Origin of the sequence: Bacteroides galacturonicus, assembly GCF_003096855.1 — a bacterium.
GTDB lineage: Bacteria > Bacillota > Clostridia > Lachnospirales > Lachnospiraceae > Lachnospira > Lachnospira rogosae.
On sequence record NZ_QEOA01000008.1, the window covers coordinates 57,846 to 81,575 of the forward strand.

At 36.9% G+C, this 23,730-nt stretch carries 14 protein-coding genes and 2 pseudogenes; 2 read left to right on the plus strand and 14 right to left on the minus strand.

What is annotated here, in order from left to right; all coding sequences use genetic code 11:
• Positions 1-4 precede the first annotated feature (4 nt).
• The 4 genes from atpA to C7390_RS12315 form a co-directional block, all read right to left on the minus strand.
• Positions 5-2,023 (minus strand): F0F1 ATP synthase subunit alpha, encoded by a 2,019-nt coding sequence (atpA, locus tag C7390_RS12300; RefSeq protein ID WP_022502497.1) that lies wholly within the window; start codon positions 2,021-2,023, stop codon positions 5-7.
• Positions 2,023-2,505 carry an ATP synthase F0 subunit B gene (locus tag C7390_RS12305; protein WP_022502498.1) on the minus strand — a complete coding sequence of 161 codons (483 nt, stop codon included), beginning with the start codon at positions 2,503-2,505 and terminating at the stop codon, positions 2,023-2,025. The genes atpA and C7390_RS12305 overlap by 1 nt, the downstream gene beginning before the upstream one ends.
• A 74-nt stretch (positions 2,506-2,579) precedes the next feature.
• Positions 2,580-2,807: an ATP synthase F0 subunit C gene (atpE, locus tag C7390_RS12310; protein ID WP_022502499.1), complete on the minus strand. Its 228-nt coding sequence runs from the start codon at positions 2,805-2,807 to the stop codon at positions 2,580-2,582.
• A 73-nt stretch (positions 2,808-2,880) separates the two neighbouring features.
• Positions 2,881-3,567 carry a F0F1 ATP synthase subunit A gene (locus C7390_RS12315; protein ID WP_022502500.1) on the minus strand — a complete coding sequence of 229 codons (687 nt, stop codon included), beginning with the start codon at positions 3,565-3,567 and terminating at the stop codon, positions 2,881-2,883.
• 618 nt (positions 3,568-4,185) lie between these two features.
• Here C7390_RS12315 and C7390_RS12320 point away from each other — a divergent pair.
• Together C7390_RS12320 and C7390_RS12325 are read left to right on the plus strand one after the other, a co-directional pair.
• Positions 4,186-4,692: a DUF2752 domain-containing protein gene (locus C7390_RS12320; protein WP_318295696.1), complete on the plus strand. Its 507-nt coding sequence runs from the start codon at positions 4,186-4,188 to the stop codon at positions 4,690-4,692.
• Between the two features lie 142 nt (positions 4,693-4,834).
• The gene (locus tag C7390_RS12325) at positions 4,835-6,070 is read left to right on the plus strand and encodes an NAD(P)-dependent oxidoreductase (RefSeq protein WP_022502502.1); all 1,236 of its coding nucleotides are present in this window, start codon (positions 4,835-4,837) and stop codon (positions 6,068-6,070) included.
• Positions 6,071-6,395: 325 nt separating this feature from the next.
• On the opposite strand, the gene C7390_RS12330 is transcribed toward C7390_RS12325, so the two are convergent.
• The 10 genes and pseudogenes from C7390_RS12330 to mfd form a co-directional block, all read right to left on the minus strand.
• Complete coding sequence (locus tag C7390_RS12330) at positions 6,396-7,412, minus strand: CapA family protein (RefSeq protein WP_116444280.1); 1,017 nt, start codon at positions 7,410-7,412, stop codon at positions 6,396-6,398.
• A 131-nt stretch (positions 7,413-7,543) separates the two neighbouring features.
• Positions 7,544-7,828 (minus strand): hypothetical protein, encoded by a 285-nt coding sequence (locus C7390_RS12335; RefSeq protein WP_022502504.1) that lies wholly within the window; start codon positions 7,826-7,828, stop codon positions 7,544-7,546.
• A 193-nt stretch (positions 7,829-8,021) separates the two neighbouring features.
• Entirely contained in the window at positions 8,022-13,199 is a 5,178-nt protein-coding gene (locus tag C7390_RS12340; RefSeq protein ID WP_116444281.1) for a right-handed parallel beta-helix repeat-containing protein, read from the minus strand.
• A 247-nt stretch (positions 13,200-13,446) separates the two neighbouring features.
• On the minus strand, positions 13,447-14,145 hold the full coding sequence (locus C7390_RS12345; protein ID WP_055177451.1) for a hypothetical protein: 699 nt from the start codon (positions 14,143-14,145) through the stop codon (positions 13,447-13,449).
• Between the two features lie 92 nt (positions 14,146-14,237).
• Positions 14,238-14,591 carry a helix-turn-helix domain-containing protein gene (locus C7390_RS12350; protein ID WP_055177448.1) on the minus strand — a complete coding sequence of 118 codons (354 nt, stop codon included), beginning with the start codon at positions 14,589-14,591 and terminating at the stop codon, positions 14,238-14,240.
• Positions 14,592-14,620: 29 nt separating this feature from the next.
• The gene (locus C7390_RS12355) at positions 14,621-15,610 is read right to left on the minus strand and encodes a hypothetical protein (RefSeq protein WP_055177443.1); all 990 of its coding nucleotides are present in this window, start codon (positions 15,608-15,610) and stop codon (positions 14,621-14,623) included.
• 410 nt (positions 15,611-16,020) lie between these two features.
• A complete protein-coding gene (locus tag C7390_RS12360; RefSeq protein WP_070101799.1) occupies positions 16,021-17,352 on the minus strand; it encodes an MATE family efflux transporter in 1,332 nt (443 codons plus the stop codon).
• 178 nt (positions 17,353-17,530) lie between these two features.
• Positions 17,531-18,562, minus strand: a pseudogene (locus C7390_RS12365) (branched-chain amino acid aminotransferase); the annotation flags it as partial.
• A gap of 644 nt (positions 18,563-19,206) precedes the next feature.
• Positions 19,207-19,965, minus strand: a pseudogene (locus tag C7390_RS12370) (aldolase catalytic domain-containing protein); the annotation flags it as partial.
• 181 nt (positions 19,966-20,146) lie between these two features.
• Positions 20,147-23,728, minus strand: coding sequence for a transcription-repair coupling factor (gene mfd / locus C7390_RS12375; protein ID WP_055177440.1), 3,582 nt, complete (start codon positions 23,726-23,728; stop codon positions 20,147-20,149).
• Positions 23,729-23,730: the final 2 nt, after the last annotated feature.

Consider the following 23,730-nt stretch of genomic DNA (forward strand, 5'->3'; position numbering starts at 1 on the left):
AATATTACTTATTCTTAAATTCCTTAGCAGCCTCTATAATTGCTTCCTTAGTCTCATCTGTGAGATCTTTAGTGGACTCAATTGTATTAATAATATCTGAATGTTGTTCTTTAAAGAATGTAAGCATTTCTTTTCTAAATGTCTTAATATCCGCAAGCTCAACATCACTAAAAATATGTGCATTAGCTGAAACTAATATAATAACCTGTTCAGCCATACTGAATGGGTGGCTTACCGGCTGTTTAAGAAGTTCCATAAGTGCACGTCCGTGCTGTAACTGATTCTTAGTACTTTCATCAAGATCTGATGAGAACTGTGTGAACACTTCCATCTCTCTGTACTGTGCCAGATCAATACGGATACTTCCTGCTGCCTTCTTCATAGCCTTAGTCTGTGCTGCACCACCAACACGGGATACAGAAAGACCTACGTTAACGGCTGGTCTTTGGCCTGAGAAGAATAACTCACTTTCAAGGAATATCTGACCATCTGTAATAGATATTACATTGGTTGGTATATATGCTGAAAGGTCGCCTGCCTGTGTCTCTATAATAGGAAGTGCTGTTATTGAACCACCACCTGCTTCTGGTGAAAGACGGCTTGATCTTTCAAGAAGTCTTGAATGAAGATAGAATACATCACCTGGGTAAGCTTCACGTCCTGGTGAACGCTCAAGCAGAAGTGATATTGCTCTATATGCAACCGCGTGCTTTGAAAGATCATCATATATAATAAGTACATCTTTGCCATTGTGCATAAAGTATTCAGCCATAGCTGTACCTGCATATGGGGCAATATACTGTAATGGTGCTGGATCTGCTGCTGTAGCTGATACAATAGTTGTATAATCCATAGCACCTGCTGTCTTTAATGTATTAACAAGCTTGGCTATTGTAGAAGCTTTCTGTCCAATAGCGACATATATACAGATAACGCCTTTACCCTTCTGGTTAATAATTGTATCTGTTGCGATAGCTGTCTTACCTGTCTGACGGTCACCAATAATAAGCTCTCTTTGTCCACGTCCTATAGGGAACATTGAATCAATAGAAAGAAGTCCAGTCTCCATAGGTACTGATACTGACTTACGCTCTGTAATACCAGGTGCTTCACACTCTACTGGTCTGTAGCCATCTGCCTGGATATCACCCTTGTCATCAATAGGTGAACCAAGTGCATCAACAATTCTTCCAAGGAAACCTTCACCAACTGGAACACCAGCCATCTTTCCTGTACGGACAACCTTACTGCCCTCTTTAACTTCAATATCACTACCAAAAAGAATAACGCCGACTTCATCACGTCTGACATCCTGAACCATACCTTTTACACCGCTGTCGAATATAACGATTTCACCATAAAAAGCGTGGTCAATTCCATCAACATTGGCAATACCATCACCAACCCAGTTAACTACACCAATCTCTTTATCCTTAACTTCAAGCTGGAAATCTTCGATATTAGCTTCAAGGATTGAAAGAATACCTTTCTCACTTGCTGTAGCCGAGCCTGTGCCAACCGCCTTGGCAATACTGCTCTTTAACTGGTCAATACGTGCTTTCTCACTCCAGTCATACTCTTTAGAGCCAACCTTTAATACAAATCCACTCTTAAGAGATGGATCTTTAACCATCTCAAGCTTGATATCAGGATTATGGAATTCTTTCTCAATGAACTTCTTAATACCTGCAAGCTGCTCATCAGATGGTGCTTCAACATATGTAAGGACTGCTGAACTTTCCTTCTGTTCTGGTGTCTTTTCAAGTTCTGTTAAAGCTTTATATACTTCTTCAAATAAATTAACATCATTATTATCACATAAAAGCTGTAAGAAGTTTCTTACATTTTTAGAAAATACTTTCTGAATCACAAGATGCTTCTTCTCAAGTGATACCGTAGGATCATTAAGTTCTTCCTTAACCTGTGGTACAACATCAAATATATCTTTCACCGAAGATAATTCTTCGTGTGTCATTCCAGCTTTATGTAATTCTTTTGCATAATCAATTGCTGTCTGTATCACTATTTATCACCTGCTTTATTCAAAAATGTGTCATAAAGTGCTGCATTAGTATCGGCACTATTGCTTCCGACAACCTTAGCTGCTGCATCTACAACCATATCTGCAATTTCTTTTTCTGCTTTCTTTAATATCTGTTCTTTCTGGCTTATTGCCTCAGCCTCGGCGTCATCTTTAATCTGTGAAGCTGTCTTGTGTGCATCTGTTACGATACGCTGATATTCTTCATCAGCAGTCTTTCTCGCCTCAGCAACAACCTTTTTCTTCTCATTTTCAGCATCACTTAAAACTGCTTCATACTTAGTCTTAAGTTCTTCTGCTTCGCTCTGCTTAGCCGCAGCCTCGTCAAACTGCTTATCGGCCTCTGCCTGTCTTGCTGCAATAATCTTCTGAACTGGCTTATATAAGAATATTCTCATAAGCACAAAGAGAATTAAAAGGTTAATAACTGTAAATAAAACATTCCAAACATCTAACTGGAGCATCTTATTCCCTGCCTTTCCTTTAATCTTTTCTTGTTATCTTTATATTTGTCTGCCAAAGCAGGCTTTTATTATGCTTAAGCAAGCATAACGATAATCATAAGGGCGATAACGAAACCGTAAATAGCAGTAGCCTCTGCCAACGCACTACCAAGAATAAGTGTCTTTGTAATCTTACCTTCTGCCTCTGGCTGTCTTGCAACAGCTTCTGAAGCTCTACCAGTTGCTATACCAATACCAATACCTGCACCAAATGAACCTAATACGGCGATACCTGCGCCAATAGCTATAATTGTTCCACTCATAATCTTATCTCCTTTTTCTTAACATATACTCATATATAGGCTATCTGCCTACACAACAAGCTTTCTTAATTAATTATTCTGTAATCTCATCAATATACAATGATGTAAGGAATACAAATACGTATGCCTGAAGTAAACCATCAAATATATCGAAGTACAGACTGAACACAACCGGAAGTCCTACCGGAAGTATCATTTTCAGAAGCTCCATAATAACGAAAGCTCCTAATACATTACCGAAAAGTCGCATACAAAGTGAAAGTGGCTTTGTAACAACTTCGAGAATGTTAATTGGTGTTACGATTGCAACCGGCTCAACAAAGCCGTGTAACCAACGCTTAACACCCTTGTGATAGATACCAGCAGCTTCAATAAGAATAATACTCATAAGTGCCAGTGCTACCGTTACTCTTAAGTCCTTTGTTGGGGACTTAAATCCAAACAGTCCGATAATATTGGAAACACCAATATATAACATAACTGTTGTAAGATACGGCACATAAGCCTTACCCTTCTCGCCAACCATTCCTTGAACCATCTTCATAAGACCTGTAACTATGCTTTCAGCAACAGCCTGTCTTTTACTTATATGATCCACCTTAAGATTTCGGGTCAGTATAAATGAAACTACAACCAGGACTGCCATAATGATCCATGTGACCACAACTGCCTCAGATACTGGTATTCCACCCAAAATAGGAATCGTAAAGACGGTCTCACATTGAAGCTCTTCAATAAGATTCTGTGCTAAATCATTCAAAAAACCATCTCCTTATCCTTTCTTTTTCTCACTGCGAAGTTTATACCCATTTTATGGAAATGTAAAGCAAATAAATTAATTTTTAACAATCTTAACTTTTTAATCTTAACATATTATACAAATCTATGTATGTATATTAGTACATTAACTTGTTATCTCAATTAATTATGGATATGATAATTTTCTAATATTACATAAAAATATATGTATTATCTGACTTTATGATACAGCATTTATTATGTATAAAAGTTAGTACAATTAAGGAATATCAAGCAATACTGACCATCGGTCATTTATTTATTTTTTAATATTTTACATAGAATTCTTTATGTTTTATCATTTATAACATATATAAAAAATGTATGCAGACATACCATTATGTTATATAATAAGAAGAAAATACATTAAAAATACAATTGTATAGAGTAAAATGCACAAAAATTAAAAATTTATTAAAATATATAACTTATCGTTATTATCAAGGTGTATATGTAATATTTTTCACTATTTGTTATATATTTATTAATTAACTTGCACCTATAATTGGCAATTATAATTTCTAACAATGTAACTTATTATATTAAGAATTTTATTAATATTAAGGATTTTATTAAGAATATGAAACATTCATTGAACCCACAGCACAATACAACTGCCGGCTCACACCCTGTTAAATCATCAATACGCTGGCATAACATCAGAACATCTTCTTACTGGAACATTTTCAAATTATCAGCCTGTTTCTTCCTTATTATTATACTACTCTATTTTACCCATATTGGCTGTCCTATTAAATTCATAACAGGCATTTCCTGCCCAGCCTGCGGTATGACGAGAGCTGTGCTTGCAATTCTTCACGGTGATACACACGCTGCACTTAATTATCACCCTCTTGTCCTTACACTTCCAGTGCTATTAATAAGTGTTATCGTATATATAGTTAATACCAGACGTATTAAGCCTTCCGTCAGGTTAAGCCGCCTGTTGAATTGTATCTTTATATTATCTGCGGTGCTATTTATCGCCGTGTATGTACTACGAATGTTAAATACCACAGATACTATAGTCACATCAGCACCTTCACAATCAATATTGGTTAGATTATTCAGAAATATCTTCAAATAATTGTGAAAAGATTATCTATTCTTTTAATAAGCAATCACATATGCTAGAATATAACCAGAATATTAGTTGGCACTAACATTTCCTGCTGACTATATATTCTGGTTATTATTATATGGCGCACTAGCGCAGAAAGCAGGTATATATGGCATTACATGTTATGGATGAAGCCAATCGTTGTCTTCAATGCAAAGTTCCACAGTGTCAGAAAGGCTGCCCTATAAGCACCAACATTCCACTGGCAATTAAGTTACTCAAAGAGAACAAGCTTGATGAAGCAGGTAAAATGCTTTTTGAAAATAATCCTCTTACAACTGTATGCAGTCTTGTCTGTAACCACGAAAACCAATGCGAGGGGCATTGTGTTCTTGGACGTAAGGGAGCACCTGTACATTTTTCAACAATAGAGAATTATATCTCAACTACATATGCTAACAAAATGACAGAAGGTCCTAAGCCATCTAATGGTATGCGTGTAGCTATTATCGGTTCAGGTCCTGCTGGAATTACAATCGCTATTATCCTGGCAAGATATGGCTATCAGGTAACTATATTTGAGGGCAAGGACAAAATTGGCGGTGTCTTAAGATATGGTATTCCTGAATTTCGTCTTCCCAAATCAGTTCTTGACGATATCGAATACCGCCATCTTGAATTAAAGGGTATCAAGGTACGTCCTAATACTCTTATAGGAAGTGCAATAACTATTGAAGATTTATTCCGTGATGGTTATAAGTCTATATTCGTAGGAACTGGCGTATGGAATCCTAACACACTTCACATAAAGGGCGAGACATTTGGAAATGTCCACTTTGGAATTAACTATCTTAACAACCCCGACAGCTATAAGCTTGGAGAACGTGTAATCGTAATCGGTGCTGGTAATGCTGCTATGGACGTTGCAAGAACAGCGATAAGAAAAGGTGTCCGCAGGCTAACCTGCTTCTCTATCACTAAAGAAGTAGCTGCCAGCCAGTACGAATTCAGCTACGCCACTCTTGAAGGTGTTGAATTTGAATATAACAAACGACCAGTTGAGATTAAAGATAACGGCGTAATATTCAGAGATGTAATAGAAAATGAAGATGGCTCATTCACTGATGTAGATGGAAGCGACACATTATATGAATCAGACAGCGTTATTATCTCAATAAGCCAGGGACCAATGACAAGACTTGTCAACAGCACTAAAGGCTTAAATGCCAATAAACGTGGTCTTCTTGAAGCTGACGAAACAGGTCATACATCACGCCCGGGAATATTCGCATCTGGTGATGTCGTTAATGGGGCAAGAACTGTTGTAGAGGCTGTGGCACATAGTAAGATTGTTGCAGAATCTATGCATGAATATATGCAGTCGCTTAAAGATACTACAGACTAATACACATTGCTTCACGATAGTCATTCAATATATGACACTAATAAATGCTTTAGCTAAATAACAGTAATAACTAACAGACGACAGTAAATAAAATCGCGGTTATCATCAACGTCAGGCACGCTCTCGCTACTCTCGCACGTAGCGGATACTAAGGTGCTAAAATACAGCACCTAAGTACCGGCGTGCTCAAAGTACCTGACTTTTGATAATAACCGCGGTTTTCTTTGCTGTCTGTTTTTATGACAATATCCAATTAAATATTCTGGCGTAAGCCCCTGATACGAGCCGCCACTCAAGCCATATACCATCCGTTATGCCAACAGACCTATTTCACCTGCGTAACTGTTCCGTCATCTGCCACATTTGCATTAATACTCACCTTATTAAGAAGGCTGAATATTCTGCTTTTATCTTCTTCCTGTGTGCATATATGTGTCACACAGCCCTGTAATGTACCGTCCTGAACAGCTGGCACTACTGATACATCAATTTTATCACCATAATCATTGCCACTTATTCTGATATTAACGAGCATTGTATCAACATTATATTCATCGAACCAGAAATTACCAAGACTATAGAATATAGGTTTATCCTCATAATACTCTATACCCTGAAGGCAATGGCTGTGACCGCCGATGATAACATCTGCTCCTGCATCTATATATTCCCTTGCGCTAGACCTCTGAACGTCCTCAAGCACAGTTGTATGCTCAGTACCCCAGTGGACAACCGCAACTACATAATCTGCATTAGCTCTGGCCTCTTTAATCGTCTGGACAAATAACTCCGTATCATAACATCTGAGTATTCCTGGCGTAGTATCTGTAGCCTGTGGTGTCATCTTATACTTTTCAGCTCTTGAAGCTGCCACAATAGCTATCTTCTTACCGTCAACTTCTGTATAATATGGTTTCATTGCTTCTTCAAGCGTTCTTCCAGCTCCAACATACGGAATTCCAACTGCTTCTAAAGCAGAAAATGTATCATACATTGCCTCCTGTCCATAATCATATACGTGATTATTAGCAAGCTGTGCAACATCTACTCCAAGTGCATTAAGCACCTTTGCTCTCTCTGGACCAGCTCTGAATGTCCACATTTTAGTTGTCGGCTCACCCTCCGCAATGTTAATATCACCTGTAAACGTCATTGTTATGTCAAACGGGTGTGTATCAACTGTTGTTTCTTCCCGTGTTGAAACCTCGCTTGTATCTAATACATCATTATTGCTTACACCTGATGATTTCCCACACCCCGATACAAACAACACACTTATAATGACAGCTATAATAACAGCTGATTTCTTTTTTAAAGCATTTTTCACTATGCTCTTTCTCATTATATAGTATTCTCCATTCCTGACCTGTATGTATTCTGTTCTCGTTCAATCATTCATAAATAATTATTGATTATTATCAATTATTAATTATTCACAATTACTTATTACTATCAATCATTTATTCTTAACAATTATTTATTCTTAGAGTTCTTTGAATCCTTATGTTCACTGACCGATTCGTCCATAACGCCTCCTGCCGCAAGCAGTGCTTTAGCTCTCTCAAAGGAATCCATATGAACTAAAATATCACATTTGGCATTCTTATCATTATTAAGAAATCTAAGAAGCCCTGTATGTAACTTCCATCTTTCAAAATATGAAATATTGTTCTTTCTAAGAACCTTCTCTATCTTCTTACATTCTTCCATTGATACATCAGAACGAATTACTCTTTCCATTGTTGAAACTTCACTCATCGCATAACACCTCTTTTATTATAGTTTCAATTCACTTTTTCAGACTAAATTTTATCACATAAGAATCAAAAAATCTATAAAAAAATAAAACTGCCACTTTATGTTAATCATAAAGTGGCAGTTTTTGTTACTATATATTAGGTTTTAGAAACATATCTTTTTAAGATGTGTTATAAGAAATAATCTACAATAATTACTTGCTTACAACTTTTCTTTTCTTACTATATACTATAGCACCTCCTGCTACAGCCATACTTGCTAAAAGAAGCACAACCATTACTGCAATATTATTAGAATCTCCTGTTAACGCACCTTCTGCACCATCTCTAAGGATAAATGCTGATTCTAATGATAAACCTAAAACTCTGTTCGCTTCATCATATCCTAATGCATCAATTACTAATGCATATCCTTCTGATGTAAGCTGTGGTGCTTTATCAAGACTATCTGCTCCAATACCAACACCAAGAGCTTTTCTAGTATCTGCTGTTAACATTCCCAAACCATTCATATTTATTGTGCCATTAGCGTTTCTTGTTACCTTAACATCATTTGTATTAAGAGTTACAAAATTAGCATCTGTTAATAATGTACTTGCTTCTTTAGCATCACCTGATGCTGATAACCAATAGTAATCTGTAGCATCGTATAATTTAGCTGTATCCTGAGTTCCTCTAGCCTTTAAATTATCAGCAACCTTAACATAAGCATTTCTGTATGAAATTATACCATTTGTTCTATAATTAGTATTCTTAGCATCATTAGTATATAATGCTACATTGCTGTTTTCATTGTTGAATGATGTACAACCAACAACTACATTATCTGGACAAGAGTTACTATCAATACCTTTTGCCTTATTATCAAATGCTACACTGTTAATAATAACGTGGCTTCCTGGAAGGCTTGAACCACCCATCTTAAATCCATTACCATTACCTGCATCGATTAAACCATTTTCGCTCTCAATATAACCATTGCCATATGCTACACAATTCATAATTACTACAGATGGAATATTTCCTGTTTCAACCTTAGCGAAGAAATCCCAACCATCATCTGCATTATGATGTGCAATACAACCAACGAATACATTTCCCTTACCGATTGTTAACTTAGCTGCAAATCCATCAGCATCTTCATAACCAGCATCTGCATTATTATGAGATGTACAATTCTTAATTGTATTATATGCTGGCCAATCAGCCTTATCCTGAGCTGATGAATATCTACTAATCTGAATACCTGTGTTACCATTCTTATATGTATTAACAGTATCAAGTACATTGTGACTACCACATACGTGAATACCATCTTTACCATTCGCTGAATTAGTAACATCTACATTCTGAATATACCAATAATTACCACAAAGTGTAATACCTTCTCCTGTAGTTCCTTCAAAATCAAGAACAACTCTTGAATCTGATGACTCTGACATAAGATATATAGGCTTCTCATCTGTACCATCAATACCAAATGGTATTAATAAATTATTAGCTACCTTATAATCTCCATCAAGAAGAAGAATCTTCTGACCTGGTCTTGCATATGCTACCGCATTGTAAATATCAATTGGATTATCTTTAGTTCCTTTACCTGAGTTAATCTGAGCCTTTGCTGAATATGTTTCATTAGCTTTTGCTTCATCAACTGCTTTAGTAGCATCTGCACTTACATATATAAGATCTCCTGTAAAGTAAGCATATGTTACTATCTTTGAAACTTCAATTGGATCATATGATGTTGGAAGCTCATATTCACCGAACTTAAAGTTTTCATCTGGTGTAAATGTTGCAACGAACTTATTATCACCTGCTACAAGCTTTGTATCAATTGTAAATGATTCATTAGCTGTAACATCTGTTTCCCCTATAACATCATCACCCTTTGTTACTACAACGTGTCCATCAGCATTAGACATTCCCTTAAATGTATAATCTTCTGAACTAGCTGTTGAAGAAGATGTAACACTCACCTGAATATCCTTATATTCAACAGGTCTTTCTTCTGCTGGAGCATCGTCTGCTGGATCAATTGTTGTAAGTGAAATATCACTATATGTAACATCAAATGTTCTTGAAGCGAACATACCTACATAAACATTATCAGAATCAATCTGGCTTAATGCTTCTGTATCGTAATACTTCTTTGTTGTTGTGTTACCTTCAGCATCTGTATAGCTTACAAAGTAACCTGTATTATTCTTCTGAATTGTTAACTTAACTTCTGTTATTGGATTTTCTACTGTTGTTCCTTCAAATGTTGCATCTGTATTAGAATAGTTTCCAATAAGGTTAAATGTTCCTGCTGCAGAACCTAACTTAGAAGTTTCAAGTGTTGACATTGTTGTCTTAAATTCATTATTAACTGTATCTGAGTCATTATCTAATAACTTGCTAAGATTATTCTTATTAACACCAATCTTTTCCTGTGAACCAATACCAAGTTTCATAGATATCTTTTCGCCAGAAGTCTTACTTACTGTAGCTTCACCTGTCTCTTCATCAACATTACTATAGTATTCTACCTTTGTAACTGATGCCATATATGAGTTATTCCAGAATACTGATGAATCTCCATTATTGCCTACTGCATCCGCAGCCATAAGGCCGAAACCTTCCTGTCCATTAGTATACTTCCAGTTATTAACCTTAGCTGTTGCTGTAAGTGTAAAGTTCTTATTAGTTGGTATTGTAGCATAGTAGAATGCAACACCATCTGTAGAAGCTGGTACTAACTTACCCTTACTATCAAGCGACCATACATTTACTATACCTTCATCTGTATTAACGCCACCTGAGTAGCCATTCTTTGATTTATCTTTATCTGAAAGATTGTCATTGCTTACTGAAACACCCTGTCCAAATGCAGAGAACTTCCATGTAAACTGTTCATGCTCTGCAACCTTTAACTGTGCTTCGTTAGACATTTTTGTCTGTCCATCTACACTTCTAACAGCAGTTACTCTGAATATATAAACATCGCCTACTGTTAATGATGGTGTCTTTGCTGAAAGGTTAGTTGTTTCTTCTAAGAATGTAAATTCAGCTGCACCTTCTTTTTTGTACTCAACCTTATAAGCTGTAGCTTCTGGAACTGCATCCCATGTCACTTCAATCTTACTCTGTTCAGCTGTTCTTAACTGTAATACAGCTGCCTTAAGAGGAAGCATATATCCCTCTGACTTATACTTGCTTGATGCATATGTCTTCGCAACACCTGTTCTCTTAGCAACTGCTTCAAAATAATATGTTCCACTTGCCTCTGGCTCGAATTCAACTGTATTAGAAGTTGTGTTCCAAGCTGTTACTGTCTTTGTATCCTTAAGTTCACCAGCTTCATTGTACATATTAACATCTATTGAACCAGCACCATATGTACCAATTTCACCTGCAACTGTTACCTTAACTTTACCATTTTCATTATCATTTACTGCTTCTGTAACTGATGTTCCTTCATACGAATCCCAATTGTTACTAAATGGTGAGAACGAACCTTCAAATGTAGAAGCATCAATTAATGTATCAGAACCAGATACTACCTTTAAGTTATTAACAACTGCTGTAGTTCCTATTATAGCAAAACCTACATTAACAGCACCCTTAAGGTCTGCTGATGGTTCTTCACTAACGCTCTTTAAATCGACCTTACCATCTGCTGATTTTACTGCTGTAGTATAACTGCCATTTTCTCTTGTTACTGTTACAGAATATGTTGTATCAAGTGTATAAGCATTAACAGTACTATTATACTTACCGCCAGAGTAGCTATTATCAGCTTTATTTCTATAGTATACCATATCATAAACACCGCTATTAGCTCCTCTAAATCCAACCGCATAAAGCTTAGCTGCAGCTTTTTCAATGTCTGTAAATGCACCAACATACACACCACTTCCTGATGATGCCGGATTAGCCTTTACTGTTACATCTGCTGTAAGTGTAAAATCTTTATCTGCTGCAATCTGGTCATTTAATATAACATATGATGTATTAGCAAAACCTTTTGATGAAACGCCACCAGTTGTTGCTGGCTGGAATGCTGTAATTTCACTCTTATCTCTAATTACTGTTACAGGAAGTGTTGACTCCTGATTAACAAGCTTCATACCTGTAATAGCCTTAGATGTATCAATGTCCTCTAATACTCTTACTGTAACTACTTCACCACTCTTTACACCTGCTTCTCTTACAGCATCTACCTTTACATTGTACTTAACACCTGCTGTAAGTCCTTCTGCTGTATAAGATATATCTGTCTTAGCTTCTTTAAATGCTGCTATCTCTTCTGTTGAAATAGTCTTTGTTGGTGTGCTTGGACACGCCTCTGTATTCTTATAAACATATACATTATAAGATGTTGCTGTCTCGATATCTGCCCATGTTGCAGTTAACTTATTAACATCACCTGTTACACTAACCTTAACATCAGCTTCATATGATACACCTGCTGTTGTTGCTGTACCTTCTGAATCATTAGCAGCTACACCTTTACCAACAACTCTGTAATAATATGTACCAGACTTGCTTAATGTATCTTCATATGTAAATGATGTTTCCTTACCTGTATATGTGCTTACTTCTTCTGCCTTAGTCCAATCTGGAGTAGCATCTGAACCATATGCAACCTTAGCTCTCTGTAATAAATAATATACATCTGGCCCTTTTTCATTAACAGCTAAATCCTTTACATCAACTGTTACCTTTGTTGCATCTTCTGCACTATTTGTCGCAGTTACAACTGACTTTGTTGCATCTGGTGCTGCAATATATTTAAAAGCACCTGTTACTTTAATTGCATCTTCACCAGTTATTTTTAATCTTTTAGCTTTATTAGCATATAAATATATTACATCACCGGCTTTAACATCTGTAATTTCTTCATTTGCTAACACTTTATTTGTTACAGCTTTATTACTTGCAATTACAGTCACTGTTCCATCTTTACTGACTTTTACGCAATTTGCATAATCACCTGTACTTTCTATATAATAATCTATACTTATCTTTGTACAGTCTTTTTTTACAGATATTTTGACATATCCATAATCTTCAGTAGGAACATCTCCATTTGCCTGTGATTTAACACCCTTAAGCTTTAAAGTATTTCCTGCTATTGAAAATTCTTCCCCTTTTCCTTTAACAGCTGTCACTTCATAAACTATACCATCTCCATCTTTTATTTCTGCTGACGATGATGATTTATCTTTACTAAGATCAGCTTCTTTAAATGTGTAGCCTAATGTCACATCATCATCTGCCTTAGCTGTTGTAGCAAATATACCACCCAACAGCCATGTTGGGACTAATGTCAACACCATAAGAACTGCCATAAATGCTGCCATAAGTCTTTTTCTGTTCTTCTTCATAACATACCTCCTTATAATATTACGGCTTAGCCGTTGTATTCGTCAGGCTCACCTTAACGAACGTTTCTCTAAGTATCTCATTTTCGTGTATAAAAATCAACTTTATTTTGGACATTTTTTATATTTTCAGCGAAATATATAATTACATTTTAGATATTTTGTACAAAATTAATGAAGATTGTATGAAAAACATCTTAAATTTTAATTGTATACCGGTACAACCGTAATCTTGATATTAACAATTTAATTACCACACATTAGTTTCAATATGATGCTTTTCTTTTTTCTTTGCAATAATTTCAGTAATGTCCTCGTAATTCTCATCAGTTTTTATAACAATCCAATCATCAAAATACTGATATATTGCCTTATATTTACTGTATAAATTCATAATCAATAATTTATCATCTTCAATAATATCTTCTACAACTGTTTTCCAATCATAACCTTCATTTATAATAAAATCATTAAACTCTGGATGTGTAACTCTATATTCTTCCATTATATACCTAAGCACTTTATCCCCTACTGTTAAAATATATTTAAATTCATCATTATTTTCATCAAGGTTATTATTTATCAATCCTAATGGAATTTTAATCTGAAATGGTCCTCTCGTAATATAATACCATTCGTTATCTAAATCATAAAAATATGTATAATCCGTCATTATTTCATTAAATATATCCTGCTCAGTTTCTCCAATCCAAAACTCTTTTCCTATAGGTGAGTGTGTCAAATATGCAGGAAACCCTCCATTTTCGCTACCTTTTTTACCTATTAATCTTGTCTGTCCCAATCCGAAAAGATAATCAACATCTGCTGGGTTATCATACCAGGCTAACAAACGAATTCCTACTGAACTATAATATCCACCATTACCGCTCCAGCCATATTCCACATTTCCATTCTTAAGTCTTCTTGCTATTATACTTATATCTGCCATCTTGCATTTCTCCTTTTAGTATCGCATATACGATATATATTACATAATAAAACGTATGTCAATATATCAACATACGTTTTTCCTATATTATTCTAATTATCACTTTCCTGCAAAGCTTCCAGATATCCAAGTAATCTTTCCTTTTGCTTGTTCTTAAGATTTCTAAATCCCCTAAGTAACAATTCTTCATCTTTGTTCAATACAATTGTGTAGTCCATACTTTCCTTACGATTTTTATCACCTTTAATCCAGCTCTCTGAAAGCAGCTCGTATGGTGTAATATTTAGCACCTCGCATATTTTTAAGATTTTATCTGCTGACGGATTGGTCTTTTTTCTTCTCCAATCACTTATTGTGCTTTGTGAAATCCCCGTGCACTGTGAGAATTCTTTCTGTGTCATACCTTTCTGTTCCATATACTTATATATTTTTTCACTAATTAACAAATCTTCTCTCCTGTCTGTGTTATAATACTCTACTTCTGCTTATTTAATATCTTTCGATATTCCTCCCTATCTTTTTCCTCTATATCCAGCGTATCCATTGCCTCTTCTGCTGTCTGATTCAACTTTCTCATTAATGTTCTTATGCTGTCAAGACGCGCCTGTTTCTCCCCTCGTGCCATTCCACGTTCCATTCCTCGTCTTTCTCCGCGTTCCTCGCTTTCTTCTACCAGCAAATCACTTATATTACACATATCATTCACACACCCTTCTAATTCTGTTGTCATCTCAAGTCCGTATTCTTCTAACCGGTTCATCTTATCCTGTCTTGCCCTGCAAGAAAATAATACTTCCAGCATTGCTATAAGCTTATTTTTTGATTCTTCGACATCTGCCCTGCTTCTTATTCTTATAACCGCTCCATTCATTATGCTTCGCTGTGGAAGCCAGCTTGTATTGCCATAGATTACTCTTGGCTGCAAGCCTAATTCTATTATAGAGTCTTCATCGGCTTCTGTATCCATACATATCCATATGCTGTATACATCTTTGATGTCATCATAGTTTGATTTTATGAATTCTACATTTTTCTGTGAAGACACTAGTCTTGCCATATAATACACCATTCTTGATTCGATATGATAACCAAGCTTTGTATATGAAATACTTTTCTGTGCCTCAACATTTACAAGTATTTTAATTGTTCTATTATTATAATACAATGGAAATCTTATGTCGTAAATAATTTTTCCATCTTCTATATCTACGTCTTCAGTTCCATCACTTTCAATTTTAATGCACAGCTTTTCCGGAACTGTAAGTGATACTATTGTCTCTCCTATGCAGGGAATTATGTCTTTTATGCTGTATTCCCTGAATTCTGGCACTATTACTTTTACTATATTGGCTAATATCTGTGGATCTGCCAATATACATTTAGCATAGTCGTCTCTCATTGCTTTATCTACATCAAGCTTTGACATTGTTTCTGCAAGATGTGTGGTTACTCTCTGATACTTCATTAAACCTCCTTTTCATTGGTTATCATTTATCCACCATAGTCAGTTATTCGCACTAAAATTTTAAATATTGGAATTATATTGGCGAATTGCCATTAGATTTCATATATAGTTCCGATATGGTTGCCACATATTACTATCAAACATTATTATATTTAGATTAGATACTATATAAATAGAATACCACATATCACTATGTATTGCAATAGAATATTTAGAAAACAAAAAGGCATTGCCAGACCACTCAAATGGACTTTCCTTCCGTGCACACCTGGCCAGTCAAGAAAGCCCATACCATAGGCCCGATAATACCTCTCTTTATTAATTACATTAGGTGATTGCGGTTACTTGTGTTCACAGTACAAATAACAATCAATTTTGCTGAGTTTCGCAAACGCCTATTAATTACATAATTATGCCAATGACCCTCTCTTAAGCCATCTTCCACTAACAAACCTTGCAACAAAGCATACTGACCTTGCTGCCCAGTCAATGAACATTCCTATCCATACGCCAAGAACTCCCATTCCAAGCATTACGCCAAGGACGTAGCTGCTTCCGACCCTGAACAGCCACATCGAGATAATACTTGCTGTCATTGTAAATTTTACATCTCCCGCCGCTCTTAATGGATTGGATAATGTAAATGAAAGCGGCCATATAAATAATGAAACCACATTAAAGCATCTTAAAATCATTACTGTAATCTGTGTTGCCTCACCTGATAAGTTAAACCACGAAGCAATAAATGGTGCTAAGAAGAATAATGGAATATTACATATCCAGTCGCCGAAATACGCACATTTAAGCACTTTTTTAGTATACATTTTTGCCTGTTCTTTCTCACCGGCACCTATGCACTGTCCAACAACTGTGATAAGTGCAAGTCCCATAGATGAAGCCGGAATATTTGCAAAATCGATAACTGTATAGCCAACCGAATTAGCGGCTGTAGATGCTGTTCCAAATGTTGCAACCATACTTACAACCATAAGCTTTCCTATCTGGAACATACCATTTTCTATGCCTGATGGAATACCTATTGTCAGAATCTTCTTTATATATATCCAGTCTGGAACAAAATATTTTATATGATCTATTCTTATCGGATTAGTCTTTCCGCATACAAGTACTGTCATAACTATTCCAGCTGCAACACGGCTAAGTGCTGTTGACAGTGCAACACCAGCTACACTCCACTTAAATACGAATACAAACAAAGCATTTCCAGCTACATTAATCACATTCATAAGTATGCTTATATTCATACTTACCTTACTGTTGCCTACGCTCCTGAATATTGCAGCTCCTGCATTGTACATTCCAAGGAAAGGATATGAAAGGGCTGTTATCACAAAATATAACACAGCACAATCCATAACTGAATCTTCAACAGTTCCGAATATCACCTTAAGTAATGGTCTTGTAAATGAAACTGAAAATGCTGTCATTATAACTGAAAATATTAACAAAACAGTTTCAAGCTGTGCTCCTGACTTTCTCGATTCATCATCCCTGCCTTTACCTATATACTGACTGCAAACAACAGCGCCACCTGTCGCAAGTGCTGCCATAACCTGTATGATAAGCCTGTTGATATTATCAACAAGTGCAACTCCTGCAACTGCCGCTTCTCCTGACTGTGATACCATAAGTGTATCCACAAGTCCTACAAGTACTGCAAGAAGCTGTTCAAACATAAGGGGTACTATCAATTTTCTTAAATCTTTACCACTAAACAACATATGTAACTCCATTATCTTATAATTATTTTTTTATCTGATATCTGTAGTTAACACAAAAATTCGGTCAGAACGTACTTTTAACATTCTGACCGAATATAATAATTACATTATCAGCTGTAATAAACATCTATAAACCAGTTATCTAAGCTTCTAACCAGCCTGTTAACCATCAGCAATATTAGTCTACTGTATAAATCCAGCCCTTAGGAGCTTCGATTCTGCCCATCTGGATACCTGTGAGTGTTTCGTATAACTTCTTAGTTACAGGTCCCATCTCGTCCATACCACTTGGTAAGCAGATTTCCTTGCCGTGATCTACTATCTTTCCTACAGGAGAGATAACTGCTGCTGTACCGCAAAGACCACATTCAGCAAAGTCCTTAACTTCATCAAAGAGAACTTCTCTTTCTTCAACTTCAAGTCCAAGGTATTCCTTAGCAACGTGTACTAATGAACGTCTTGTAATAGATGGTAAGATACTATCTGACTTAGGTGTTACAACCTTACCGTCCTTAGTAACAAAGAGGAAGTTAGCTCCACCTGTCTCTTCAACCTTAGTTCTTGTAGCTGGGTCAAGATACATATTCTCAGCATATCCTTCTGCGTGAGCTGTAACGATTGCGTGAAGGCTCATTGCATAGTTAAGACCAGCCTTGATATGACCTGTTCCGTGTGGTGCTGCTCTATCAAAATCTGAAACCTTGATTGTAAGTGGCTTAGCACCGCCCTTGAAGTATGGTCCAACAGGTGTTGTGAATACTCTGAACTGATATTCATCAGCAGGCTTAACACCTATAACTGGATTGCTTCCGAACATATATGGACGGATATAAAGTGATGCACCTGAACCATAAGGTGGTACCCAGTCCTCATTAGCTCTTACTGTTTCAGCAATAGCTTCTACGAACTTATCTTCTGGGAATACAGGCATCTCAAGTCTTCTACAGGAATCTGCCATTCTGCTTGCGTTCATATCTGGTCTGAAAATAACTGTGTGACCATTCTCTGTTGTGTATGCCTTCATACCTTCAAAACATGACTGTGAATACTGTAATACACCAGCACATTCGCTGATAACGACTTTATCATCATCTGTGATAACACCATTATCCCATGCTCCATTCTTATAATTAGCTACGAATCTCTTATCAGTCTTTACATAGCCAAATCCTAAATTAGACCAATCAATATCTTTCTTTGCCATAACTTTATACTTCCTTTCGTATTCGACAGTCTACTCACCTTACTGTCAGGAGCTTCTACAATACCAACCATAAATGTCTGCTTTGCTGTAAAATGTCCTTACAACACCGCTGACAACCAGTAAATACGCTGACCCCTTGGCATAACACTCTTTCTTTGGTGTTTACTATAATGGATCCCATCGATTAATTAAATTAGGGATATTTTATACCCACATTTTATATAAGTCAATAAATTTTGCCTATCTAATAATTTCACAAGTATATTTTTTATGTATTTTACAGCTTTTTGAGCCGCGCTATTAGTCCAGCGCCGCTTCGCCGCACTGGACACGCGGGCGTTCGCCCTATCAGACATAATGCAAAGCCACAATTTTGTGCAAGCACAACTGTGTCTTTACATTATGTCTGGCACGGCTCATTGCTTTCGCGATCATTCATAGCTTGTAATCTGTGTGTAGAAGTTATCGTAGTCTGTTCTGCCTTCTCCTGTGAATGCGATTGCTGTTCTTGGGTGCTGGTTAGCATTTCCTGTAATCATATACTGGACGTCACACCCCCATACAACTCCGGCTTTCTTAAGTGGAACCATATGATTTTCAATGAACTTAAGAACTGGTGAAATTCTGTACTTTGGATTTCTTAAGAAGCCCATAAGAAGCTCTGTATAACAGTTACCTGCTCCTCTGCCCATTCCGCTCATTGTAACATCAAGATAGCTTACACCTATTGTGCACGCCTCAATAGTGTTGGCAAATGCAAGCTGCTGGTTATTGTGTGCGTGTATACCAACTCTCTTTCCGTATTTCTCAGCAATCCTGATGTATTTATCTGCAAGTCTTCTTATCTGTTCAGGATAAAGTGAACCGTAGCTGTCTACAAGGTAGATTACGCTTGCCTTGCTCTGTGCAGCAAGAAGTTCAAGTGCAAGGTCTAACTCATTCTCACTTGCTGTAGAGATAGCCATAATATTAATAGTAACTTCATATCCCATATCTGCACAGTAATTAATCATCTCTATAGCCGCAGGTATAGTATTAATATATGTAGCTACCCTTACCATATCTATAACACTTTCAGACTTAGGAATTATATCTTTCTTGTAATCAGTTCTTCCTACGTCTGCCATAACAGAAATCTTTAAGTCTGTATCATTATCACCAACGATAGCTCTTATATCTTTCTCATCGCAGAACTTCCACTTGCCGTAATCCTCAACCTTAAAGACTTCCTTTGATGCCTTATATCCAAATTCCATATAATCAACACCTGCGGCTACATTTGCCTTATACAAATCGCGCACAAAATCTTCGCTGAATTCAAAATTGTTAACAAGACCTCCATCCCTAAGTGTACAATCAACGACCTTAATATCTGGTCTGAATGATACTAACTCGCCTTTCTGTTCCATAGTAATCCTCCATTCTTTCCCGGTAAAAGCTAAGAAAATAATTCCCGCACCGGGTGTTCTCAATCTAGTATCAGTGTACAGGAAAATATTGCATATGCCTGATATGCTTCTGCACACGCTTTATTATGCTTTAAAGCGTTACACTTTAAAGTGCTAAATTGTCATTATTATACCACTATATTTAATTTTGTAAAGTACTAATTGCATCTTCCATAATATCCATCATATCTAAAAGTCCGTTAAGGTATTCTTTCTGGCTTGTAAATTTTCTTTTAGTAACTGTCCATATAAAATATGGCACTCCATTTACTTTAAAATCCAAAGCCCCACCGAAGCTTTCAAGAAGTTTAGGAATTGCATCAGAATCTATATCAGCCTTAGGATATATATTCATAACTGTTCTCCAGTTAGATGCACCTCCTGCCGGATTAGCGGCAGTTTCGCCCTTAATCTCCATAATTCCTATCTTATGTGCCTTGCTCTTTATAAGTGCTACCATCAAAAGATTAGAAGCACACGAAGGAATACTTCCATATCTGTCTGAAAGCTCATCTTTCATATCTGACAATTCTTCCCTCGTTTCAAGTGCTGCAATCCTTTTATAGATATCTAATTTCTGGTATTCGCTCTTAATATATGAAGCTGGAATATATGCATCAACTTCCAGATCAACAGTAGTTTCAAAACTGTATTCGTTCTTTATGCCCTTTAAGTTATTGACTGCCTGATTAAGCATTTTACAATACAAGTCATAACCTACCGCCGCCATATGCCCGTGCTGGCTCTTTCCAAGCACATTTCCTGCACCTCTTATCTCAAGGTCTTTCATAGCAATCTTAAATCCCGAACCAAGGTCAGAGAATTCCTTTATAGCACTTAATCTCTTCTCTGCAACCTCGGATATCATCTTATCCCTTTTGTACATAAGAAAAGCATATGACGTTCTTGTACTTCGTCCAACTCTTCCCCTTAACTGGTAAAGCTGGGAAAGCCCGAACTGGTCAGCATTTTCTATAATCATAGTGTTACAGTTAGGTATATCCATACCTGTTTCTATAATTGTCGTAGATACAAGAACATCTATCTCTCCATTGACGAACTCATACATAATCTTTTCAAGCATACGCTTATCCATCTGTCCATGTGCATACGCAACAACCGCATCAGGAACAAGATTTTGTATATACTCAGCACGTTCCTCAATGTCCCTTACCTTGTTGTATACATAATACACCTGTCCATTTCGTGCAAGTTCTCTTGTAACCGCCTCTCTTATCATCTCATCATTATGTTCTGTAACAAATGTCTGTATCGGATGTCTGTCCACCGGCGGCTCTTCAAGAACACTCATATCCCTAATACCGACAAGGCTCATATGAAGTGTTCTTGGAATAGGAGTTGCACTTAATGTAAGAACGTCTATGTTGTTCTTTAATTCTTTAATCTTTTCTTTATGTGCAACACCAAAACGCTGTTCCTCATCAATAATAAGCAGTCCCAGATCCTTAAACTGCACATCCTTTGACAATACACGGTGCGTTCCTATAACAACATCTATCGTGCCATTCTTAAGCCCTTCAATCGTCTTTTTATTCTGTGCACTTGTCCTGAAGCTTGACAACTGACCGACATTAACAGGAAAGCCTTTCATTCTCTCCTCAAATGTTGAAAAATGCTGGCTTGCAAGCACCGTTGTAGGAACAAGGTAAGCCACCTGCTTGCCGTCCTGAACAGCCTTAAATGCAGCTCGTATTGCAACTTCTGTCTTTCCATAGCCGACATCGCCGCATATAAGTCTGTCCATAACCCTGCCGCTTTCCATATCCTTCTTGGTATCCTCAATGGCATTAAGCTGGTCATCTGTCTCCTCATAAGGAAACATTTCCTCAAATTCCTTCTGCCATACAGTATCCTGTGAAAATCTGTAACCCTCAACCTTCTGCCTTATCGCATAAAGCCTTACAAGCTCTTTAGCCACTTCCTCAACTGCCCCTGTAACCTTGGCTTTTGTCTTCTTCCACTCAACACCACCAAGACTGTTAAGCTTAGGCTTTTTCTCCGTATCCTGATTAGCGTACTTCTGCAGACGGTCAAGCTGTGTTGCAAGCACATATAGATTGCCGTTATTCGCATACGCAATCTTAATATAATCCTTCTCAACACCTTCTACCTGTATCTTTTCTATTCCCTTGTATACACCAAGTCCGTGGCTCTCGTGCACAACATAATCGCCTATATTAAGTTCGTTAAAGCTGGCAATGTTCTTTCCATCGTGCTTTTTCTTCTTAAGCTTCTTCATCTTTCTTGCACTGAATATATCATTCTCTGCAATAACAACAAATGAAAGAACAGGATACTCAAAGCCTTTATGCAGGCTCCCATATGTCACTATAATAAGCCCGCTTCCGTAATCCTTATTAAAATCCTCGCTGTAAAAGCTGGCAATTCCAAGCTTTCCCAGATCATCAACTATTCTTAATGCCCTCGTTCTTGAACTGCATACAAGTATTGTTGTATATCCATTTTTCTTGTACTTTTCCAAATCCTTGGCCAGATACTCAAAACTGTTATTATATGAGCTTATGCTTCTTGCCGTGATGTACATAGAATAATCTATCTCAAAGCCCTCAGGCTTATAATCAAGTGTCGTTAATATAAGCTTTTTATTATTCCTTAAATCACTGATAATCTCATTCATAGCCTTGACCTTATTAGTCTGGCTTGGAAGCACATAACCTGCAGCAAGACGGTTCTTCATACTCTCGTTGTATTCATACAATGTCAGCTCATTACATTCTTTCAGCCTGTTAGGCTCATCTAACACAACAAGAGTATTCTCCTCCGGAAAATACTCTGCCAGTCCAACTGTATCTGCCACAAGTGTATCTGTGAACTTCTCATAATTACCGGTACGCTCGACATCTGCAACAAGCTTGTTAAGATTATTGCCCGCCTCAATCTGCTCCTTTGTACGCTTTCTCTTACCATAATCAAAACACTCAAGCTGCCTGTCACACTCTTCCTTAATATTGTACAGACCATTTTTTAACTCATCTTCTGTAAATATATATTCAGTAGCCGGGAAAATGCTGTAGCTTTGGAGCCTTTCAATCGACCTCTGGCTCTCAACATCGAACATTCTTATAGAATCAACTTCCGTATCCCACAGCTCAATTCTAACCGGTGCTTCATCTGTGTATGAGAAAATATCTATAATTCCACCACGTATTGCAAACTGTCCCTTGTCCTCCACCATTCCAGTACGCACAAAGCCCATAGCCACCAGCTTCTTTGCCAGCTTCTCTGGTTCTATTTCGCTGGAATAATCAAGGGTTATAACTGCCTCCTTAAATCTTTCGACAGGTATGAGCCTGTCTGCAATTCCGTCCATAGTTGTAACAACTGTAAGCACTCCCTCGCCCGTACTGCTATGGTTGATTATACGGCTTATACATCTTAATCTCTCGCCTGTAATCTGGTTGCCGTGTACGTCCGCACTATAGAATATGGCATCCTTGGCTGGATAGTATATTGCTTCTTTATTAAAAAATGAAGCATCATCACACATTTTTCTTGCTTTTGCTTCATCACTTGTAACAATAAGCATATACTTATATCCTGATGCTATTGCACTTGATATGTGCACCTTCTGTGTATCAATACAGCCGCTTATAAGCACAGTTCTTCCGCCGTCTTTGCCAAGCTCTTTATTTAATTGTTCAACTGCCGCCGTATTATTTACAGGGTCAAAAAATGTGTTCAAAA